This is a genomic window from Haemophilus parainfluenzae (assembly GCF_003252755.1).
Lineage (GTDB): Bacteria > Pseudomonadota > Gammaproteobacteria > Enterobacterales > Pasteurellaceae > Haemophilus_D > Haemophilus_D parainfluenzae_N.
Genome location: NZ_QEPT01000009.1, coordinates 24522 through 43251, shown reverse-complemented (window position 1 = coordinate 43251; position 18730 = coordinate 24522). Strand labels below are relative to the sequence as shown.

The window sequence follows — 18730 nt, the reverse complement described above, 5'->3', positions numbered from 1 at the left end:
TCCTTTTTTCTTCTTGCCGCAAAGTGCGGTCAAATTTTCGTTATTTTTTCAATGCGCCTAAGATACCACGCATAATTTGTTTAGTCACTTCATTACGAATATTTCGACCCACTGATTTTGCCACGCTATTCACAATTTGTTCTGTCGGAGAAAGTTTATCCCCGCGTTTTTGTGTTCCAAAAATCATTCGGCTTAAGCGACCAAATAAACCGCTCTCTTCCTCTTGCTGCGCTTGTTCAGCTTGTTTTTGTTGCACTGCTGCTAAATCCGCTTGAGCATTTAATACTTCGAAAGCCGACTCATTATCCACATAATCTTTATAGAAGGCATAAAGCTCATCGTCTTTCACCCACGCGGCTCGCTCTTCTTCAGTAATCGGGGCTAGTTGGCTTTTCGGTGGGTACACGTAAGCCACTTCAACTGGCGTTGGCATACCTTTTTCATCTAAGAATGAAATCAATGCTTGGCCCACACCTAAAGTTGAAATAGTTTCCACCACATTAACTGCTGGATTTGAACGGAACGTTTCTGCCGCAGATTTCACTGCTTTTTGATCGCGTGGTGTAAAAGCACGTAACGCATGCTGAACACGGTTACCTAATTGGCCTAACACGGTATCCGGTAAGTCTAATGGGTTTTGGGTCACAAAATAAATCCCTACACCTTTAGAACGAATCAAACGAACCACTTGTTCCACTTTGTCCACCAACACACTCGGTGCGCCATCAAAGAGTAAGTGTGCTTCATCGAAGAACATCACAAATTTTGGTTTATCCGGATCGCCGACTTCCGGTAATTGTTCAAATAATTCAGACATCAACCAAAGCAAGAATGCGCTATACATTCTTGGGGAATTGATTAATTTTTCAGAATTTAAAACATTGATCACGCCACGACCATCACGAGTTTGTAACCAATCTTCAAGGTTCAATGCTGGCTCACCAAAAAGATTGGTCGCCCCTTCATTTTCAAGTGTCAGTAAAGCACGTTGAATCGCGCCCACACTCGCAGCTGATACGTTGCCATATTCTACTTGGAACGATTTGGCGTTCTCTGCTACAAATTTAAGCATTGCACGTAAATCTTTTAAGTCGATGAGTAGCAAGCCTTTGTCATCTGCCACACGGAATACGAGGTTTAATAAGCCTTCTTGAGTTGTGTTTAAATTTAATAAACGGGAAAGTAATAATGGTCCCATTTCAGAAATCGTGGTACGAAGTGGAATACCGGTTTCACCGAATACATCCCAAAATGACACAGGATAGCCATTTAAATAACTCTCGCCACCTAAATCAAATTGCTCAATGCGTTCCGCCACTTTGCCACTGAATGTCCCCGCTTTAACTAAACCGGACAAATCGCCTTTTACATCCACTAAAAAGACTGGCACGCCATCATCACTGAATGCTTCTGCCATTTTGCGTAGTGTGACAGTTTTACCCGTCCCTGTCGCCCCAGCGATCAGGCCATGACGGTTTGCCATTTTTGCGGTAATACCAAGGGTTTGACCTTGTTCGGTACGCGCGAGAGAATATTGCATAAAGATTCCTTTGTTTTGTTGGTTTTATTTAAACGAATAATAAGGAAAAAACGAAGTGCGGTCAAAATTTAAGTGATTTTACGGTATAATTTCTCAAAACTAATTAAAAGCAGGAAAAATAGATGTCAAACGCAAAAATTCTTATTATTAAAACAGGGTTAGTAGAAATATTAACTTTCTCGGATGGCAGCTCATATGAAAGTGCTATCCGTAAAAAACCGGTACCGATGGTAAACATTCACACGATGGGTGCAGAAGGTAACGATGTAGGCTTAAAAGCCCATCACGGTGGTGTTGATAAAGCCTTATTTTTTATGTCTGATGTATCTTTCCCCGCTTTAAACGAGCTACTTGGTGAAAAGTTTGATTTTCACGGTAGCGCGATTTATGGTGAAAACTTTGTGGTATCCGGCTTGCATGAGGATAATGTCTGCATAGGCGATCTTTACAAAATTGGCACTACGCTTTTAGAAGTGTCTCAACCACGCAAACCTTGCGAGCGTTTATCTCATAATACCAAGAATGAGAATACAAGAGAGGTAATTCGTCAGTCTGGCTGGACAGGTTGGTATGTTCGCGTGATCGAAGAAGGTGAAATTCATCAAGGCGATGAACTCATCTTGCAACACCGTCCTTATCCAGAATGGACTATTCGTCGTTTAAACACGCTACTTTCTGCCCCTTCAAGTGTGGCAGAATTAGAAGAAGCCTTAGCCATTGAGGAATTAGCGCCAGCATTTAAACGTTCTATTCATTCACAATTACGTAATTTACAAAAGGCAGCCTAAAATGTCGGCTAAAACGACCGCACTTTGTCCGTGCCAATCTTCGCTTTCTTATGAAGATTGTTGCGGACGCTTTCATTCAGGCAACATGTTTCCAGAAACCGCGGAACAACTTATGCGCTCCCGCTATTCAGCGTTTGTGCTTAAAAAGATTCCTTATATCGTGCAAACCACTGTGCCAAGCCAACAAACGTTATTAGATGAAAAAGCCCTGCAAGATTGGGCTGATGAAACGCAATGGCTCGGTTTAGATATTGTCAAAGCAGAAACCTTAACCAAAACACAAAGTGCGGTTGAATTTAAAGCACATTTTCAAGGCAACGAACAGCCGCAAGTGCATCACGAATATTCTCTTTTTGTAAAAATTGATGGTCGTTGGTATTTTGTTGATCCCACTGTACCGCTCCCAAGCAATAAACAGCCTTGTGTTTGTGGCTCAGGGAAGAAATTTAAACATTGTTGCGGAGGCTTGCTCTAATGACCTTAACGTCTTTTTTCGCATTATTCTGGCAGCGTTCTCAAGAAAATAAATTAACGCAAGCTGCCGGTTCACTCACCTACAGCACCATGCTCGCTATCGTGCCATTAATTATGGTGGTGTTTTCAATTTTCTCTGCTTTTCCCGTTTTTAACGAAGTAACCGGTGCATTGAAAGAATTCATCTTCACCAATTTCGCGCCTTCCGCGAGTGATGTTGTGGGACAATATATTGATGAATTCGTCCGTAACTCCAAGCAAATGAGTGCCGTGGGGATTGTGAGTTTGATTTTAGTGGCATTGATGCTCATTAACTCCATCGACCGTACACTCAATGGTATTTGGCAAGACACTAGTAATCGCCCGATTTTTACGTCATTTGCTATTTATTGGCTCATTTTAACGCTCGGCCCGCTTTTAATCGGTACTAGCATTGCGGCAAGTTCCTATGTTAAAGCCATGTTCGAGCAATCTGAAACGCTCTCTTTTGGCTTAAAACTCCTCAGCTTTGTGCCATTTCTTTCTACTTGGTTTATTTTCACGCTCATTTATATGGTCGTGCCAAATAAGAAAGTGAGCATCAAACACTCCGCAGCAGGCGCATTAATTGCGGCAATTTTCTTTACTTTAGGGAAACAAGCCTTTACTTGGTACATCACCACCTTCCCATCTTATCAATTAATTTATGGCGCCATGGCAACACTGCCGATCATGTTATTGTGGATTCAAATCAGCTGGACGGTGGTGTTATTCGGTGCACAATTAGCTGCAGTGCTTGCAGAAGTGCAGTCAATGAATCAAACAAATTTAGAGGAAGTAAAATGATTGCATTAATCCAGCGTGTGACTCAGGCTAAAGTGGAAGTTGAAGGTCAAATTGTGGGACAAATCAGCAAGGGATTATTGGTTTTATTAGGCGTGGAAAAAGAAGACGACCAAGCCAAAGCAGATAAGCTCGCTGAGAAAGTGTTAAATTACCGTATTTTCAGTGATGAAAATGACAAAATGAATTTAAACGTGCAACAAATCGGTGGCGAAGTGCTTGTGGTATCCCAATTTACTTTAGCTGCAGACACACAAAAAGGGCTACGACCAAGTTTCTCAAAAGGTGCCGCACCAGCATTAGCTAACGAATTATATGAATATTTTTCGCAAAAATGTACAGAAAAAGTGACCGTTGCTAACGGACAATTTGCAGCAGATATGCAAGTGAGCCTCACCAATGATGGCCCAGTTACATTTTGGTTAAATGTCTGAATAAAGAGAAAAATCGCTATTTTTTTCAAAGCAAAGGAAACTCTTTCTTTGATCGCATTGTCGTATTAACGCTCAAATGCATATAACAATTTCAAATCCCATCCATAATTGCGTTGGTAATCCCCTTATTTTATGGGTAAACTAGGGCGGTTTGATGTGGATCTTCTTAAAGTTTAGCTTGTAATAAAATGAAAAAAATTTCGTTAAAAATAACCGCACTTTTGCTTGGATGGATGAGTTTTTCAGCCCTTGCAGAACAAACCGTAGATATTGAGATCCGCGGTATTAAGGGTGAACGCGCCATTCGCAATACTGACATGAATGTCAATCTCATTGATAAAGGCGAGATGGACGGCTCAGATCGGTATAAACAATTAGTTTCAGATGCTGTCGATAAAGGCCTTCGAGTCTTCGGTTATTATGGTTCTTCCGTGACCTTTGAATTGAAAAAACGTAAAGGTCAACGAGATTTACTTATTGCGAATGTCACCCCGGGTGAGCCAAGTAAAATTGCGGGAACAGACGTTGAAATTACAGGCGAAGCCGCAGAAGACGAAAACTTCACGGCACTCCGTAAAAACTTGCCAAAACAAGGTGAGTTAGTTGAGCATCAAAAATACGATGACTATAAAAGCAGCATTTCAAACCTTGCGCTAGCTCGTGGTTATCTTGACGGGAAATTCCAAATTTCTCGTTTAGAAATCAGCCCAGAAACGCATGAAGCATGGTGGCGCATGCTGTTTGATAGTGGCGTACGTTATCATTATGGCAATATCACCTTCAACCATTCCCAAATTCGCGAAGATTATTTGCAAAACATGCTCAACATCAAATCGGGCGAGCCTTATTTAGTCAGTGATTTATCTGAATTAACCAATAATTTTTCTTCCACCAACTGGTTTAGCTCCGTACTTTTACAACCGCATGTCCGTGAAGAAGATAAATTAGTCGATATCGAACTTTTACTTTATCCACGTAAGAAAAACTCCATGGAACTTGGGGTAGGTTTTGCAACCGATACGGGCCCTCATGTCCAAATTGGTTGGACAAAACCTTGGATCAATAGTCGAGGCCATAGCTTTCGTACAAATCTTTACGTCTCTGCGCCAAAGCAAAACTTTGAAGCCACCTATAAAATGCCATTATTGAAAAATCCATTAAATTATTATTATGAGTTTTCAACTGGTTATGAAAAAGAAAATAAAAATGACACAAATACCAAGGCCCTCACATTCGCTGCATTACGTTATTGGAATAATAGCGAGGGTTGGCAATATTTTGGCGGTATTCGTGTCCGTTATGACAGTTTCACACAAGCAGATCTTGCTGATAAAACATTCCTTGTTTACCCAACAGGAGGCTTTAATCGAACTCGTTTAAAAGGTGGTCAATTCCCAACATGGGGAGATACCCAAAAAATCACGGTCGATTTAGGGAATAAACTATGGATGTCTGAAGCCAACTTCTTTAAAGTTCAGGCTTCCACAGCCTGGATTCGTACTTATGCAGAAAATCACCGTTTTATTACCCGTGCAGAAATTGGTTATTTAAATACCACTGATATTCGTAAAATTCCACCTGCATTACGTTTCTTTGCTGGGGGCGATCGCAGCGTACGAGGTTATGGGTATAAGAAAATTTCACCAAAAAATAAAGATGGAAAACTCGTGGGTGGGTCTCGCTTATTGACGGGTAGCCTAGAATATCAATATCAAGTTTACTCTAATTGGTGGGGAGCGGTATTTGCAGATACAGGCTTAGCTGCTAACTCTTACACAGCCAATGAATTGCGTTATGGTGCGGGTGTTGGGGTACGTTGGGCATCGCCTGTCGGTGCCATCAAATTTGATATTGCAACGCCAATTCGAGATAAAGATAACAGCAAAAACATTCAATTTTACATTGGCTTAGGTGCTGAAATTTAGGGTATGACTATGTCTGAACAAGAAAAACAACCAGATAACCAAACCATGCACCCCATTAAAAAGAAAAAGACCTACCGTAAAATTTTATGTGTTGGAAGTGCGGTCATTTTTGTCCCTGTTTTAGGCTTAGTCACAGCACTGTCTTTTGATAGTGGACAACGTGCACTTATTCAACTTGCGGATAAAATGCTCGATAGCTTATCTATTGAGCAAGTCAGCGGTGGCTTACAAGATGGTTTAGTCTTAGAAAATTTACGTTTTCAAACCACCGGCGTAGATGTAGCTCTCCCTAAAACGCGCTTACAACTGAATTTAGCTCGTTTACTTTCGGGTGATATTATTGTTGATGATCTCAGCTTAACACAGCCGAAAATTGCCATTGATACCAGTGTAATGCCACCTTCTGAAGAGAAACAAACGGAAAGTGGTCCAATGGAAAAAATCCATTTACCGGTTTCTGTGCTAGTGAAAAATGTGGCGATTACTGACTTTGATATGAAACTCGATCAAAGCAATATTACGTTTTCGTCTTTTCAAAGTGCGATCAGTTTAAACAATGAATCTGGCCTTACCCTTGAGCCCACCACGCTTTCAGACGTGCTTTTCTCAACGGTCTCCCAAACTCAACCGAATCCCCCTCAGCCCGAGCAAAAAGAACCCGCTAAACCCGTTGATTGGGCGCAAATTGAGCAAACACTCACACCGGCTTTTTTAGGTAATTTAAATGCGGTGAACTTGCCTTTTGATATGCACATTCCAAGTTTTTTGGGTACAAACTGGCAATATCAATCGCTCAATGAAAAAGGCGAAGAAATCCAAAAAATCACTGTGCCTAAAGTGGAATTGCAAGCGGATGCCACCGATCATTTAGTGAAATTACAAAAACTCGACATTGACAGCTCTCTTGGTACACTTTCTAGCCAAGGACAACTCCAGCTCAATGAAGATTTTCCGGTGGCTCTCACATTAAAATCTGATCTCCAAGCATTTAAATCAAAAGACAAAACCATTCTGCCTGCCAGCAAAGTTGATCTCAATTTATCGGGTTCATTGAAAAAAACGACCGCACTTTCGTTAACCACACAGGGTGTACTTGATGCCACCTTAACCGGTGACGTGAAACTGGCCGAAGATAAAATGCCATTAAATCTGCAGTTAAAAGCGAAAAAAGGTCAATATGCTTTTGCAGACAGCCTAGCACCGCTCAAAATTAACGATGTTGATATCAAACTCACAGGCGATTTATTGAATTATCACGCAGAGGTTGTTGGGGGCGTGGAAGGTATGGATCATATCCCTCATACTCACGTCGATTTAAATGCAGACGGTAAACTCTACGAAATCACCATCAACGAATTAAAACTTGCCGCCCTAGATGGTACGGCACGTTTAACAGGCTCATCAAACTGGAAAGACGGCGCGCAATGGGATGTGACCGCTGATTTAAACAAAATGAACATTCGCCCTTATGTGCCTGCCATGCCAGCCGTATTATCAGGCAAAGTGAGCTCACAAGGTTCCGCTGATTCCAATCATTGGAAAGTGGATGTACCTACCGTGGATTTAACCGGTAGTCTTTCCTCTCGCCCATTAAGCTTAAAAGGTAGTGTCTTTTTAAGTAATGAAACCTTATTAAACATTCCTGATTTATTGCTGAACTATGGCGATAACCGCATTGCGGCAAAAGGTATATTAGGTGACAAATCAAACCTAGATTTAGATATCAACGCACCAAGTTTACGTGGCCTGTGGCAAGATTTATCGGGCTCCGTAGTCGGCAAAGCACAGATTTTAGGTAAGCTTACTGCGCCAACCATTAATACTGATTTAACTGCACAAGGCTTGCACTTCCAAGGATTAGATTTATCCAAAGCCTTAATTAAAGGTAATGTTGTCAGTGAACCACAAGTGAAAGGTGAACTCACCGTCAAAGCGGAAAACTTCCGTTATGGTGACAGCGTTAAATTGCATAACATTGATTTGAATGCATCAGGTGATGAAAAACATCATACGCTCACCTTAAAATCAAAAGGTGAACCCGTTGCAGCTGATTTACAAATCGCGGGGAATTTTGACCGCACTTCTCAGCAATGGAAAGGCAATTTAAGCCAAGTGAGCCTAAACTCACCTATTGGTGATTTTAAAGTGAATCAAACCATTCCGGTGACTTATGACAATAAAAAAATCCAAGCCACCATTGGGTCACACTGCTGGGTTAACCAAGATTTAGATTTGTGTTTTCCACAACAATTTACGGCAGGGAAAAACGGCGAAGTTCCTTTTGAGCTTAAACGCATTAATTTAGATTTAGTGAATAGATTGATGGGTCAAAACACGCTCAAAGGCCAATTACAAAGCCGAGGAAAAGTGGCATGGTTCAGTGATAAACCGTTACAACTAAATGTGGTAGTGGAAGGCAATAACATTGGTGTGGCACAAAAATTAGACTACCGCACCTTTAAGCTAGATATTCCTAAATTAAGTGTGAATGCCGATATTCAAAATAACAATTTAACTCTGAAATCAGACATTAACGTTCAGAATCAAGGCCGAATCGGCACGGACTTAAAAATTAATGATTTAAGTAAAGGTCGTCAATTAGGCGGCACCTTTACCATTGAAGGTTTACGCTTATCCTTAGCGAATCAACTTTTCTCTAGCGGGGAAAGCATGGATGGTGAAGTGGTTTCTCGCTTAAGTTTCGGTGGCAATTTAGAAAAACCATTATTAAACGGTAATTTCGATATTCGCAATATAAAAACAAAACTAAAAAGCCTGCCTTTTGACGTAACTGATGGCCAAGTCGCAATTCGCTTTAATGGTACCTCTTCAATCTTAAATGGTCATGTTCAAACACCAGATAGCAAGCTAAATATTAACGGGCAAGCTAACTGGGCTCACATGGATAACTGGACGGCAGAAGTCAGAGCGCAAGCAGATAATTTCAAAGTCGATATTCCATCTATGGCGAAATTAAAAGTCAGCCCAAATGTGGTTGTCAAAGCGTCACCAAAACGCTTAGATTTAAGCGGAAACGTGGATATTCCATGGGCAAGAATTGCCATTGAAAGCTTGCCGGATAATGCTGAACCGGTGAGTGAAGACGAAGTCATTTTAAATGGCCCAAGAAAAAGTAAAGAAGAACTCATTAATCGCCAATTTGCTTCAGAAACCAAATCGGGCATGCAAATTCAATCTGATTTAAAAATTAAAATCGGTGATGATGTGCATTTAGATGCCTATGGTTTAAAAACCAATTTGAACGGCTTACTTTCTGTAAAACAGGATAAAGGCAAATTAGGTTTATTCGGTCAAATTAACCTGAAAAATGGTCGTTATGCTTCTTTTGGACAGGATTTATTAATTCGTAAAGGGCAAATCAGCTTCGCCGGTTTACCTTCACAACCGATGTTAAATATTGAGGCGATTCGTAACCCAGAAGCCATGGAAGACAGTAAAGTGACCGCAGGGGTAAAAGTGATTGGTATGGCATCTAGCCCACAAGTCACTATTTTCTCTGATCCAGCCAAATCTCAAGACCAGGCACTTTCTTATTTATTAACCGGTCGCTCATTAGAAAACAGCGGTGAAGCAGGTTCTAGTGGTTCTGTGGGCGCCGCATTACTTGGCTTAGGTTTAGCGAAAAGTGGTAAAGTAGTCGGCGGTATTGGTGAAGCCTTTGGTATTCAAGACTTAAACTTAGGCACTGCCGGTGTTGGGGATAGCTCCAAAGTACAAGTTAGTGGTAATATTGGTAAACGCTTACAAGTGAAATATGGTGTAGGATTGTTTGATGGCTTAGCCGAAGTGACCTTACGTTACCGCTTAATGCCACAACTTTATTTCCAATCGGTTTCCAGCACAAACCAAGTTTTTGATTTATTGTATCAATTTGAATTTTAGGAAAGGACATGCATAACGACAAGCAACTGGCTCAACTCGTAGAACCTCATCACCGAGGTGAGGCCCGGGAGATTGCCGCCATTGATTTAGGCTCAAACAGCTTCCACATGATTGTGGCGCGCATTATCAATGGTTCGATTCAGGTGCTTTCTCGTTTAAAACAAAAAGTGAGGCTCGCCGACGGCTTAGATGAGCACAATGTATTAAGCCAAGAAGCCATTGAGCGCGGTGTAAATTGCCTTGCACTTTTTGCTGAACGCTTACAAGGTTTTGCACCAGAAGATGTGAATGTCGTAGGCACCTATACCTTACGAAGAGCGGTCAATAATGACGAATTTTTACGTCAGGCTGCCACTGTCTTTCCTTATCCGATTAATATCATCAGCGGTCAAACGGAAGCCAAAACCATTTATGCGGGTGTTTGCCACACTCAACCAGAAAGCGGACGTAAACTGGTCATCGATATTGGTGGTGGCTCGACCGAAATGATCATCGGTGATGATTTCACCCCCTTAGTGGCAGAAAGTCGTCACATGGGCTGTGTGAGCTTTGCCAAAAAATTCTTTCCGAATGGCGAAATTTCCAAAGAAAACTTCGAGCAAGCTCGCCAAAGTGCGGTCAATAAAATTGAAGATTTAAGCTGGGAATATCGCAAGCTCGGGTGGCAATCAGTGTTAGGTTCATCTGGCACCATCAAAACCGTCTATCAAGTGATTACCGCGACCCTTGATCCTAACGGCATCATCACAGCTGAACGATTACAAAATTTAATTGAACAAACCTTACAAGCTTCCCATTTTGAAGAGCTTAACATAGCGGGTTTAAACCCTGATCGCATCGATGTCTTTGTACCAGGCTTAGCCATTTTAAGTGCCGTTTTTGACGTTTTTGGCTTAGAAAATATGCGCTATTCTGACGGTGCTTTGCGTGAAGGAGTTATTTACAGCTTAGAAAAAAACTTCCAAGTTTCAGACATCCGTACTCGTACCGCGCTAGGACTTGCCGAACAATTTAACTTAGATTTGGCGCAGGCTGATCGCGTAGCCAATAGTGCGAAAACCTTAATTGGCCAATACACCCATTGGCAAAAACCGCATCTTGCTGATGAAATGAAAAACCTGCTGATTTGGGCGGCACGCTTATTAGAAGTCGGTATTGTCATTAATCATCGCAATGTGCAAAAACATTCCGCTTATATTCTGCAAAATATGGAATTACCGGGTTTTGATCGTGAGCAACAACGCTTATTGGTGAATTTAGTTCGTTATCACACGGGTGCATTTAAAAAGAATGATTTACCGATTTTTGCTCGTTATGCGGATGAAGATGTCCTTGCTTTACTGCTTCTTTTACGCATTTCGGTAATTTTGAATAAATCTCGCCAGGCGACAGATAGCACCGATAAAATCAATCTCAGAATTGACCGCTCTTTGCAGACTTGGGAACTGACTTTTGAGAAACATTACTTGGATAATAATCCGTTAGTATGGAATGATTTACGCTTAGAAAGCAATTTACTCAAAGATTTAGAACTCAGTTTAATTTTTAACTGATAGAATAGGGGCTTTCGTGCCCTTATTTTTTATCTTGCTCCAACAGCAAGCTATAAATATTGGCGAGATAATAGCTCTGCTCGGCTTCGGGAATGTCTTGCGGAATAAAAGAAAGCAAATCGTGGTGAATTTCCAAAACATCAGGGAAAATGACTGCACTTTGCATTTCATCATAAAAGGATTGATGAAGCGGAGAAACGCAACCGCCTCGTTTTAATCGGGCAAGGCTGTTGGCAATATGCAATAAGAGTGTGATAACCGTCGGAATGGACACATCAATGCGCCAATGATGCTCTAGGCGACTTTGCAAAGTCAGAATAATATCAATAACGTCCTGATCAATCTGACCGCGAATTTTCCAACGGGTTAATTGTTTGAGTAACGACATAACATTCCTTTTTAAGATAGGATAACTTTACCGCTATTTCACAAAATTACCAGTGCACAGATCACAAAATTGAAACAAAGTGAAAAAATTTACTAACTAGGAAAGCAATAAATGATAGATAACAGACTTTTTGAAAAATATGATGGCCTTATTTTTGATATGGATGGCACCTTAATCGACACCATGCCAGTACACGCCCGCGCCTGGAACATGGTGGGAGAACAATTTGGTTATCGTTTTAACAGCCAAATTATGTATGATTTAGGTGGCGCAACCGTGAGCACTATCGCCTCTGCCATTATGCAAGATGCCGGTATGCCACAAGAACGTTTAAATGAAGTGATACAAGCAAAACGCAAACTTTCCTATGAATTGATTCCAACAGAATCAAAATTACTTCCGACCTTTGACGTGGTGCGTCATTACTATCAACAAAAGCCAATTGCACTTGGTTCAGGCTCAAACCGCCAAATCATTGATATGTTAATGCAAAAATTAAATATCAAACATTACTTTAACGCTATTGTCAGCGCTGATGATGTGAAAGAACATAAACCGCATCCAGAAACCTTTTTACGCTGCGCAGAACTGGCAAAAGCCGAACCATCACGCTGTATAGTCTTTGAAGATGCCGATCTCGGCGTAAAAGCGGGATTAAATGCAGGGATGGATGTGTTTGATGTCAGAACGCGCGAGATTATTAGAGCCTAATGTGGGACATTTTCTCTTTCAGCTTTTGGGCTGATTTTTGGCAAACCCATGGTTTATGGCTGATGTTTTTCAGCGCTTTCTTAAGCGCCAGCATTTTGCCAGGTAATTCAGAAATTGTGTTTGTCTCCCTGGCTGTGCCAAAAGTATTGGTCGGTTCATTATTAAGTGCGGATATTTTTTGGCTTGTTTTTATGGCAACCGCAGGAAACACACTAGGTAGCCTCACCACTTACTGGATTGGGCGATGGTTTCCGAAAATTGACAGCAAAAATGACCGCACTTTATGGGTGATAAACAAAATACAACGCTATGGCGCCATCACTTTATTATTGAGCTGGTTGCCTATTATCGGGGATGTGTTTTGTGCGGTAGCCGGTTGGCTTCGATTGAATTGGCTAAGTTGTTTGATTTTTATGACGATTGGAAAAGGACTGCGTTATATTGCCTTGCTCTTTTTCAGTTTACCTTTCGTGTCATAGCCGAGAATAGCCTTTGTGCATAACCGGGTTGTGGGCTAGAATAAAGACGAATTGATATTCAACAGATAAAAAAACGCCCCTTATCAAGTAAGGGGCAAATAACCTAAGGAACCAATTTTATTAAAACAACTGCAAGTTGCTTGTTCTATAAGACCGACGCTAAAAAGAAAAGTTCAAAGAAATTGTAAAAAAATGTAAAAAAATTTACAAAAACCTGCGATTAATTTACAAATCACTGATTTTCAAGGAAATAAATATGCCATTACTCGACAGTTTTAAAGTGGATCACACCCGTATGAACGCACCAGCCGTACGTGTTGCCAAAACGATGCGTACCCCAAAGGGCGATGACATCACCGTTTTTGATCTTCGTTTTTGCATTCCAAACAAAGAAATTCTCCCACCAAAAGGGATTCACACCCTTGAGCATTTATTTGCGGGCTTTATGCGTGACCATTTAAACAATGACAATGTAGAAATTATCGATATTTCCCCAATGGGCTGTCGCACAGGTTTTTACATGTCATTAATTGGCACACCAAACGAGCAACAAGTGGCTGATGCATGGTTAGCTTCTATGAAAGATATTTTAACCGTGCAAGATCAAAACCAAATTCCTGAATTAAACGAATACCAATGTGGAACTTACACCGAGCATTCTTTAGAAGAAGCACATGATATTGCTAAAAATGTGATTGCTCGCGGTGTGGGGATTAATAAAAATGACGATTTAGCACTTGATGAATCTTTCTTAAAATAAGGACACAACATGACAACCCTAGGTACAGCATTAACCCCGAATGCTATTAAAGTGATGATGCTTGGCTCTGGTGAACTGGGCAAAGAGGTGGTGATTGAATTACAACGTTTAGGCGTGGAAGTGATTGCCGTCGATCGTTATGAAAACGCCCCAGCACAACAAGTGGCACATCGCGCTTATACGATTTCCATGCTAGATGGGGCAGCCCTCAAAACCTTAGTGGAAAAAGAGCGCCCAGATTACATCGTGCCGGAAGTGGAAGCCATCGCGACAGATACGCTGATTGAATTAGAAAAAGCAGGTTTTAATGTTGTGCCTACCGCCAAAGCCACCAAGCTGACGATGAATCGCGAAGGCATTCGCCGTTTGGCTGCCGAAGAGCTTGGCTTACCAACCTCACCTTATCAATTTGTCGATAACTTTGCGGACTTCCAAAGTGCGGTTGAAAAAATCGGTATTCCTTGCGTGGTAAAACCAATTATGTCTTCTTCTGGCCACGGTCAAAGTATTTTAAAATCCAAAGACGACTTACAAAAAGCCTGGGATTACGCTCAACAAGGTGGTCGCGCAGGCGCAGGACGCGTGATTGTAGAAGGGTTTGTTAAATTCGATTATGAAATCACCTTACTCACCGTTCGCCACATTAATGGCACCAGCTTCTTAGCGCCAATCGGCCATCGTCAAGAAGATGGCGACTATCGTGAATCGTGGCAACCACAAGCCATGTCTGATGCAGCCTTGAAAAAAGCACAAGAGGTCGCAGAAAAAATCACCACTTCATTAGGTGGTCGCGGTATTTTCGGCGTGGAAATGTTTGTGTGTGGTGATGAGGTTATCTTCAATGAAGTTTCCCCTCGACCACATGATACTGGTATGGTCACGCTAATTTCTCAAGAATTATCTGAATTTGCCTTACACGCCCGTGCAATTTTAGGCTTACCTATCCCAGAAATCACCTTAATTAGCCCATCCGCTTCCAAAGCCATTGTGGTAGAAGGTCAATCGAAAAACGTGCAATTTGGCAATATCACCGAAGTATTGGCTGAACCGCACACCAATATTCGCATTTTCGGCAAAGTCGAAGTCAATGGCCATCGCCGTTTAGGTGTCTTACTTGCTCGTGATGTTTCCGTAGAAAAAGCATTAGAAAAAGTAGAGCGCGCTTACGCGAAGTTGGATGTGAAATTATAAAGTTTGCTCAACTTAAATATCGTTGAAAATAAAAAGTGCAGTCAATTTTTAAGAGGTTTTAAAACCCTTTGGAAATTGACCGCACTTTATATCTAGATATTTTAAATTATATACCTTTTAGGTAGCTAAAAATTTAAAAGCCAATAAAAACCTAACGTCAGAAAACTTAATCTTTTGGATATATTACTGAAATACCTATCCATTAAAATTCAATGATCTATTTTTTCCCTACCTAAGATTCCTAATATAACAATAAAAAGTATATATAAATAAAATTTTTTTATAAAAGAGAAGAAATCCTGTACTCCTCCATATTCTATATATTCAAATAAATAAAAAATTGATGTAGCTAAAAAAGAAACTATAGCTACTTTTATTAGTGTAATAATAAATTTCATTATTCTCCTTTAGAAGGCTTATCTCTATTTATGCTTTCTTTATTATAATCAACAGCATTATTAACTGATGAAGATATAAATTTAGTCATTGTATCACTCAAACCAAATTTTTTACCTAACCCCTCAATGCTCATTGATATGCTATTAGATTTACCAGAATCATAAAAAGCATCGTTAGCACCTTTACCATCTTTAGCAATCCCTTTCAATGTATCAAGTCCTAAAGATTGCAATGGGTTTGCCGTATAAAAAGCGGAATCATAAGCTGCATTTACACCAACATTATATACAGAGCCCAAAACATCTGCTGGATTAGATAAACTTTTCGAGCCATCCATATAATAAAACGATTCACCTGCGACCCCTGCACCAGTACTGACACCAAGTGCTGTCTTATATGGTTTAGGCATTGAAGCTATAGCTTTCCCAGTATCAACAACCAACTCAGCTGGTCGATAAGAATAATAAATCCCTTGACTCACTAATTCCCGAGTTCCTTCAATACCTTCTCGTGCCGCTATTTTAGCTGTATTAACTCCTTTCGCAATAGCATCCGCATACGCAAGCTGTCCGTTGATATAGGCATTTGCTGCTTTTGTTAAAGTGGTATTGTAGGCTTTAATTCCCTTATCAACTAAATTAACATATCTTATCTGACCATCAATGTAAGCTTTTGTTGCCGCATCTTTGCCAAGACGTAACACTTGCCCCCCTTTATTAGCTAGAGTAATAGCCTCACCTCCAACTGTTGCGGCGGCTTTCTCCATGAGGGCAACACTTCTTACAACAGCAGTTCCACTACCTAAAGCAAACATAGAGCCTGCCTCCAACCCATCCTTAACTGAATAAGCTATTTTCCCATTCGCTGAATTTTTATAATTCTCAGAAGCATCAAGTTCGTTCTTGACAGTATAATACATATCTTCATCACGAGAATGTTTTTCAGAACGCCATCCTAGCCAGTTCTTACTCTCTTCTGGCAAAGTATTCACTGCTTGCGATCTTTGCGCATCCGTACCAGCAAAAGGGAAATGACCATAATCTCGTTTTGGTACAGGATCGTTTATTAAATATTCTGATTCAAAACGATTTTGAGCATTAACCAGTGATGTTGGTGATGCCAATTTATAACCAGATGCGGTATTCCCCGTAACAGTTTCTATATAATAACGATCTACATAGCTTAAAAATGCCTCTCTTTCCTTGCTATTTAAGGAATTTGGATCTTTTCTAAATTTATCCAAGAGAATGTCACTACGCTGATCTGATTCAATTAAATCTCTAAACTCCAATTTTTCTTTGTTTGTTAATTTTTCTCCACGATGATATTTTGTTTTTAAGGCATTTAATCTCGCTCTTGATGCATCACTCAAGAAATTATTCTCCACGGCATTCTTAGCTGTAGTTAGTCCTACACCAATTCCTTGGCTACTATTTGCTGCCGCTCCGCCCACTAAAGCACCGGCTGCTTGACTAACAGAAGATACGACTTCTTTTTCTTCTCGATTAAGTTGGTTCGGCTTTTTACCATAAAGCTCTTTTGCAATTACATCAGCCATCACCTCACCCGCTAAAGCACCGCCAGCTCCCGCTGCTGCATTTTGATTTGCGGAGTAAGCTTCCACCGCGCCCCAAACTGCATGGGCAACCTTATTAGCCATAGGGCTACCCTCAGTGGCTAGCTTAATTTGATGATTTATTTCTGGCGAAATTGCGGAGGTAGCAATACCCGCTGCTGGCAAACCACCCAATGCTGCAGAAATGGCATTCATGGCACCATCAATTTTTCGCTTATATTCTCCTCCAGTTTGCCACTTGTCCGCTTCATTATTAGCCGTTATCAGATTTTGATTCGCCGTATTTAATGCAGCTTCATTTTCTTTGCTTGGGTTAGCTTTATACGCACGGTCAGCCGCTTCTTGAGCAGCTTGTGCTTCACGTTGTTTAGCAACCGCTTCTTCACCTAATTTATTTGCAATTGCATTCCCAGCTGCACTCGCTGTTTGAACAAACCCTTTTGTTGCCTCCACCTGTATATTAAGTTCTTTTTGTAAGGCATTCTTATCAAAACGATTTTCTAATTTACCACTTTGACTTTCTGCATTATCAGTATTGATATCTGTTTTAATTGCTGCAAGGGTCTCGGTGATGGATTTCCCTGTACGTGCTTGTTGTGCGTTTTCATTGCGGATTTCAATATTTTGAGTATTGATACCGCTTTTAGTCACACTATCTTGATTATCACTTTCGCGACCATAACCCACACCGCCAGAAATACCATTTTTCTCTTGACCAGTCCATCCGCCATTTGCATCTCCCTTAGCAGATATACCTATTGAAGAACCTTTATAAGATGAGTGGTTTTCAATATCACTATGGCTTAATGTACCAGTACTAAATTGATTTAATCCTAAGCTTTCAGCTTGTTGAGTTGAAGTAATGATCGCACCTTTTAAATCTGTGTGATTTTTTACATTCACATCATAGCCTTCATCACCCGCATAGATTCCTGCTTGTTCATTCACACTTGCATGATCAGCATTAATTTTCGATTTATTGAAACTACCACCAGCAGAAAAACCATATATATATAAAGTACACGGTGGAAAAAATCTCATCCATTATATGTATTTTTTACTTTCTACTTTAGCTATTGTTCTTTATTTTCATTTTCACAATAATACATGACATGTACATTTCCTTTATATTTCATGCATATTTTTTTCCATTAGCCTCTTTGTACATTTTATTAAGATTATGCCAAGCCTCATCTGAAGAATATGAAAGGCAAGATTGAATAAAAATAGTCATAAAGAATATAACTAAAGATTTCATTACTTCCATCCCCATAACTAGTGCAAGGTGCGTGAACCAACAATTAACGTACGCTAACTTGATGACGAATTAATTTTCTTTCTCTAAAAAAAGCGCGGTCATTTTTCAGATTGTTTTTAAAATTTAAAAACTCCAAAATTTTTGACCGCACTCTATTTAAATAATAAATTCAATGCTTTATAAATTACATTTTCCCTTATCCCATTTAGGATCTTGATAGCCACATTCAGCTGGCCAGTATCGGTAATATCCCTTTCTTTCCATACAAGATTGAAATTCTTTGTATTTACCAGTTTTATTGATATAGTGAAGTTCTTGATCTCCATATTTACTACCGCAGCTAACAGCATCTTTCCAACGCTGTTGCTGATCAGTTTTACCTATACTATAAGGCTTTTGATAATGTGCTATAGCTGGCCATAATTTGCCTTTATCAACACAATTAACCATTTGTGGAGTATAAAAACATCCGCTTGAATACCAACATCCGTTTAATATAAAACAAAGAAGAAATAAGGTGTATCTCATT

The 18730-nt window shown here is 40.3% G+C and carries 16 protein-coding genes; 11 read left to right on the top strand and 5 right to left on the bottom strand.

Going from position 1 to position 18730, the window contains the following annotated elements; translation table 11 throughout:
* Positions 1 to 40: 40 nt before the first annotated feature.
* Positions 41 to 1540: a helicase HerA-like C-terminal domain-containing protein gene (locus tag DPV95_RS09490; protein WP_070713268.1), complete on the bottom strand. Its 1500-nt coding sequence runs from the start codon at positions 1538 to 1540 to the stop codon at positions 41 to 43.
* Positions 1541 to 1662: 122 nt separating this feature from the next.
* On the opposite strand from DPV95_RS09490, the gene DPV95_RS09485 reads away from it, so the two are divergent.
* From DPV95_RS09485 to ppx, 7 genes are all read left to right on the top strand, one after another.
* Positions 1663 to 2328, top strand: coding sequence for an MOSC domain-containing protein (locus DPV95_RS09485; protein WP_111304932.1), 666 nt, complete (start codon positions 1663 to 1665; stop codon positions 2326 to 2328).
* A 1-nt stretch (position 2329) separates the two neighbouring features.
* A complete protein-coding gene (locus tag DPV95_RS09480; RefSeq protein WP_005697987.1) occupies positions 2330 to 2803 on the top strand; it encodes a YchJ family protein in 474 nt (157 codons plus the stop codon).
* The gene (locus DPV95_RS09475; RefSeq protein ID WP_005697972.1) at positions 2803 to 3627 is read left to right on the top strand and encodes a virulence factor BrkB family protein; all 825 of its coding nucleotides are present in this window, start codon (positions 2803 to 2805) and stop codon (positions 3625 to 3627) included. The genes DPV95_RS09480 and DPV95_RS09475 overlap by 1 nt, the downstream gene beginning before the upstream one ends.
* On the top strand, positions 3624 to 4058 hold the full coding sequence (gene dtd / locus DPV95_RS09470) for a D-aminoacyl-tRNA deacylase (RefSeq protein WP_111304931.1): 435 nt from the start codon (positions 3624 to 3626) through the stop codon (positions 4056 to 4058). Before DPV95_RS09475 ends, dtd begins: the two co-directional genes overlap by 4 nt.
* A gap of 188 nt (positions 4059 to 4246) precedes the next feature.
* The gene (gene tamA, locus DPV95_RS09465; RefSeq protein ID WP_111406997.1) at positions 4247 to 5983 is read left to right on the top strand and encodes an autotransporter assembly complex protein TamA; all 1737 of its coding nucleotides are present in this window, start codon (positions 4247 to 4249) and stop codon (positions 5981 to 5983) included.
* 9 nt (positions 5984 to 5992) lie between these two features.
* Positions 5993 to 9886 (top strand): autotransporter assembly complex protein TamB, encoded by a 3894-nt coding sequence (gene tamB / locus DPV95_RS09460; protein ID WP_111406996.1) that lies wholly within the window; start codon positions 5993 to 5995, stop codon positions 9884 to 9886.
* 8 nt (positions 9887 to 9894) lie between these two features.
* Complete coding sequence (gene ppx, locus DPV95_RS09455; RefSeq protein WP_111406995.1) at positions 9895 to 11439, top strand: exopolyphosphatase; 1545 nt, start codon at positions 9895 to 9897, stop codon at positions 11437 to 11439.
* A 22-nt stretch (positions 11440 to 11461) separates the two neighbouring features.
* On the opposite strand, the gene DPV95_RS09450 is transcribed toward ppx, so the two are convergent.
* Positions 11462 to 11827 (bottom strand): hypothetical protein, encoded by a 366-nt coding sequence (locus tag DPV95_RS09450; protein WP_054420051.1) that lies wholly within the window; start codon positions 11825 to 11827, stop codon positions 11462 to 11464.
* 111 nt (positions 11828 to 11938) lie between these two features.
* Here DPV95_RS09450 and DPV95_RS09445 point away from each other — a divergent pair, with 111 nt between their 5' ends.
* From DPV95_RS09445 to purT, 4 genes are all read left to right on the top strand, one after another.
* On the top strand, positions 11939 to 12538 hold the full coding sequence (locus tag DPV95_RS09445) for a beta-phosphoglucomutase family hydrolase (protein WP_111406994.1): 600 nt from the start codon (positions 11939 to 11941) through the stop codon (positions 12536 to 12538).
* On the top strand, positions 12538 to 13017 hold the full coding sequence (locus DPV95_RS09440; protein WP_111406993.1) for a YqaA family protein: 480 nt from the start codon (positions 12538 to 12540) through the stop codon (positions 13015 to 13017). Before DPV95_RS09445 ends, DPV95_RS09440 begins: the two co-directional genes overlap by 1 nt.
* Before the next feature lie 256 nt (positions 13018 to 13273).
* Entirely contained in the window at positions 13274 to 13777 is a 504-nt protein-coding gene (luxS, locus tag DPV95_RS09435; RefSeq protein WP_005694994.1) for an S-ribosylhomocysteine lyase, read from the top strand.
* Between the two features lie 9 nt (positions 13778 to 13786).
* Positions 13787 to 14968: a formate-dependent phosphoribosylglycinamide formyltransferase gene (gene purT, locus DPV95_RS09430; RefSeq protein WP_049368181.1), complete on the top strand. Its 1182-nt coding sequence runs from the start codon at positions 13787 to 13789 to the stop codon at positions 14966 to 14968.
* A gap of 209 nt (positions 14969 to 15177) precedes the next feature.
* On the opposite strand, the gene DPV95_RS09425 is transcribed toward purT, so the two are convergent.
* The 3 genes from DPV95_RS09425 to DPV95_RS09410 all read right to left on the bottom strand — a co-directional run bounded on the left by DPV95_RS09425 (position 15178) and on the right by DPV95_RS09410 (position 18729).
* The gene (locus DPV95_RS09425; RefSeq protein ID WP_049368180.1) at positions 15178 to 15366 is read right to left on the bottom strand and encodes a hypothetical protein; all 189 of its coding nucleotides are present in this window, start codon (positions 15364 to 15366) and stop codon (positions 15178 to 15180) included.
* A complete protein-coding gene (locus DPV95_RS09420; RefSeq protein ID WP_111406992.1) occupies positions 15366 to 17984 on the bottom strand; it encodes a VENN motif pre-toxin domain-containing protein in 2619 nt (872 codons plus the stop codon). Before DPV95_RS09420 ends, DPV95_RS09425 begins: the two co-directional genes overlap by 1 nt.
* Before the next feature lie 394 nt (positions 17985 to 18378).
* The gene (locus DPV95_RS09410) at positions 18379 to 18729 is read right to left on the bottom strand and encodes a hypothetical protein (protein ID WP_207974270.1); all 351 of its coding nucleotides are present in this window, start codon (positions 18727 to 18729) and stop codon (positions 18379 to 18381) included.
* Between the last annotated feature and the right edge of the window lies 1 nt (position 18730).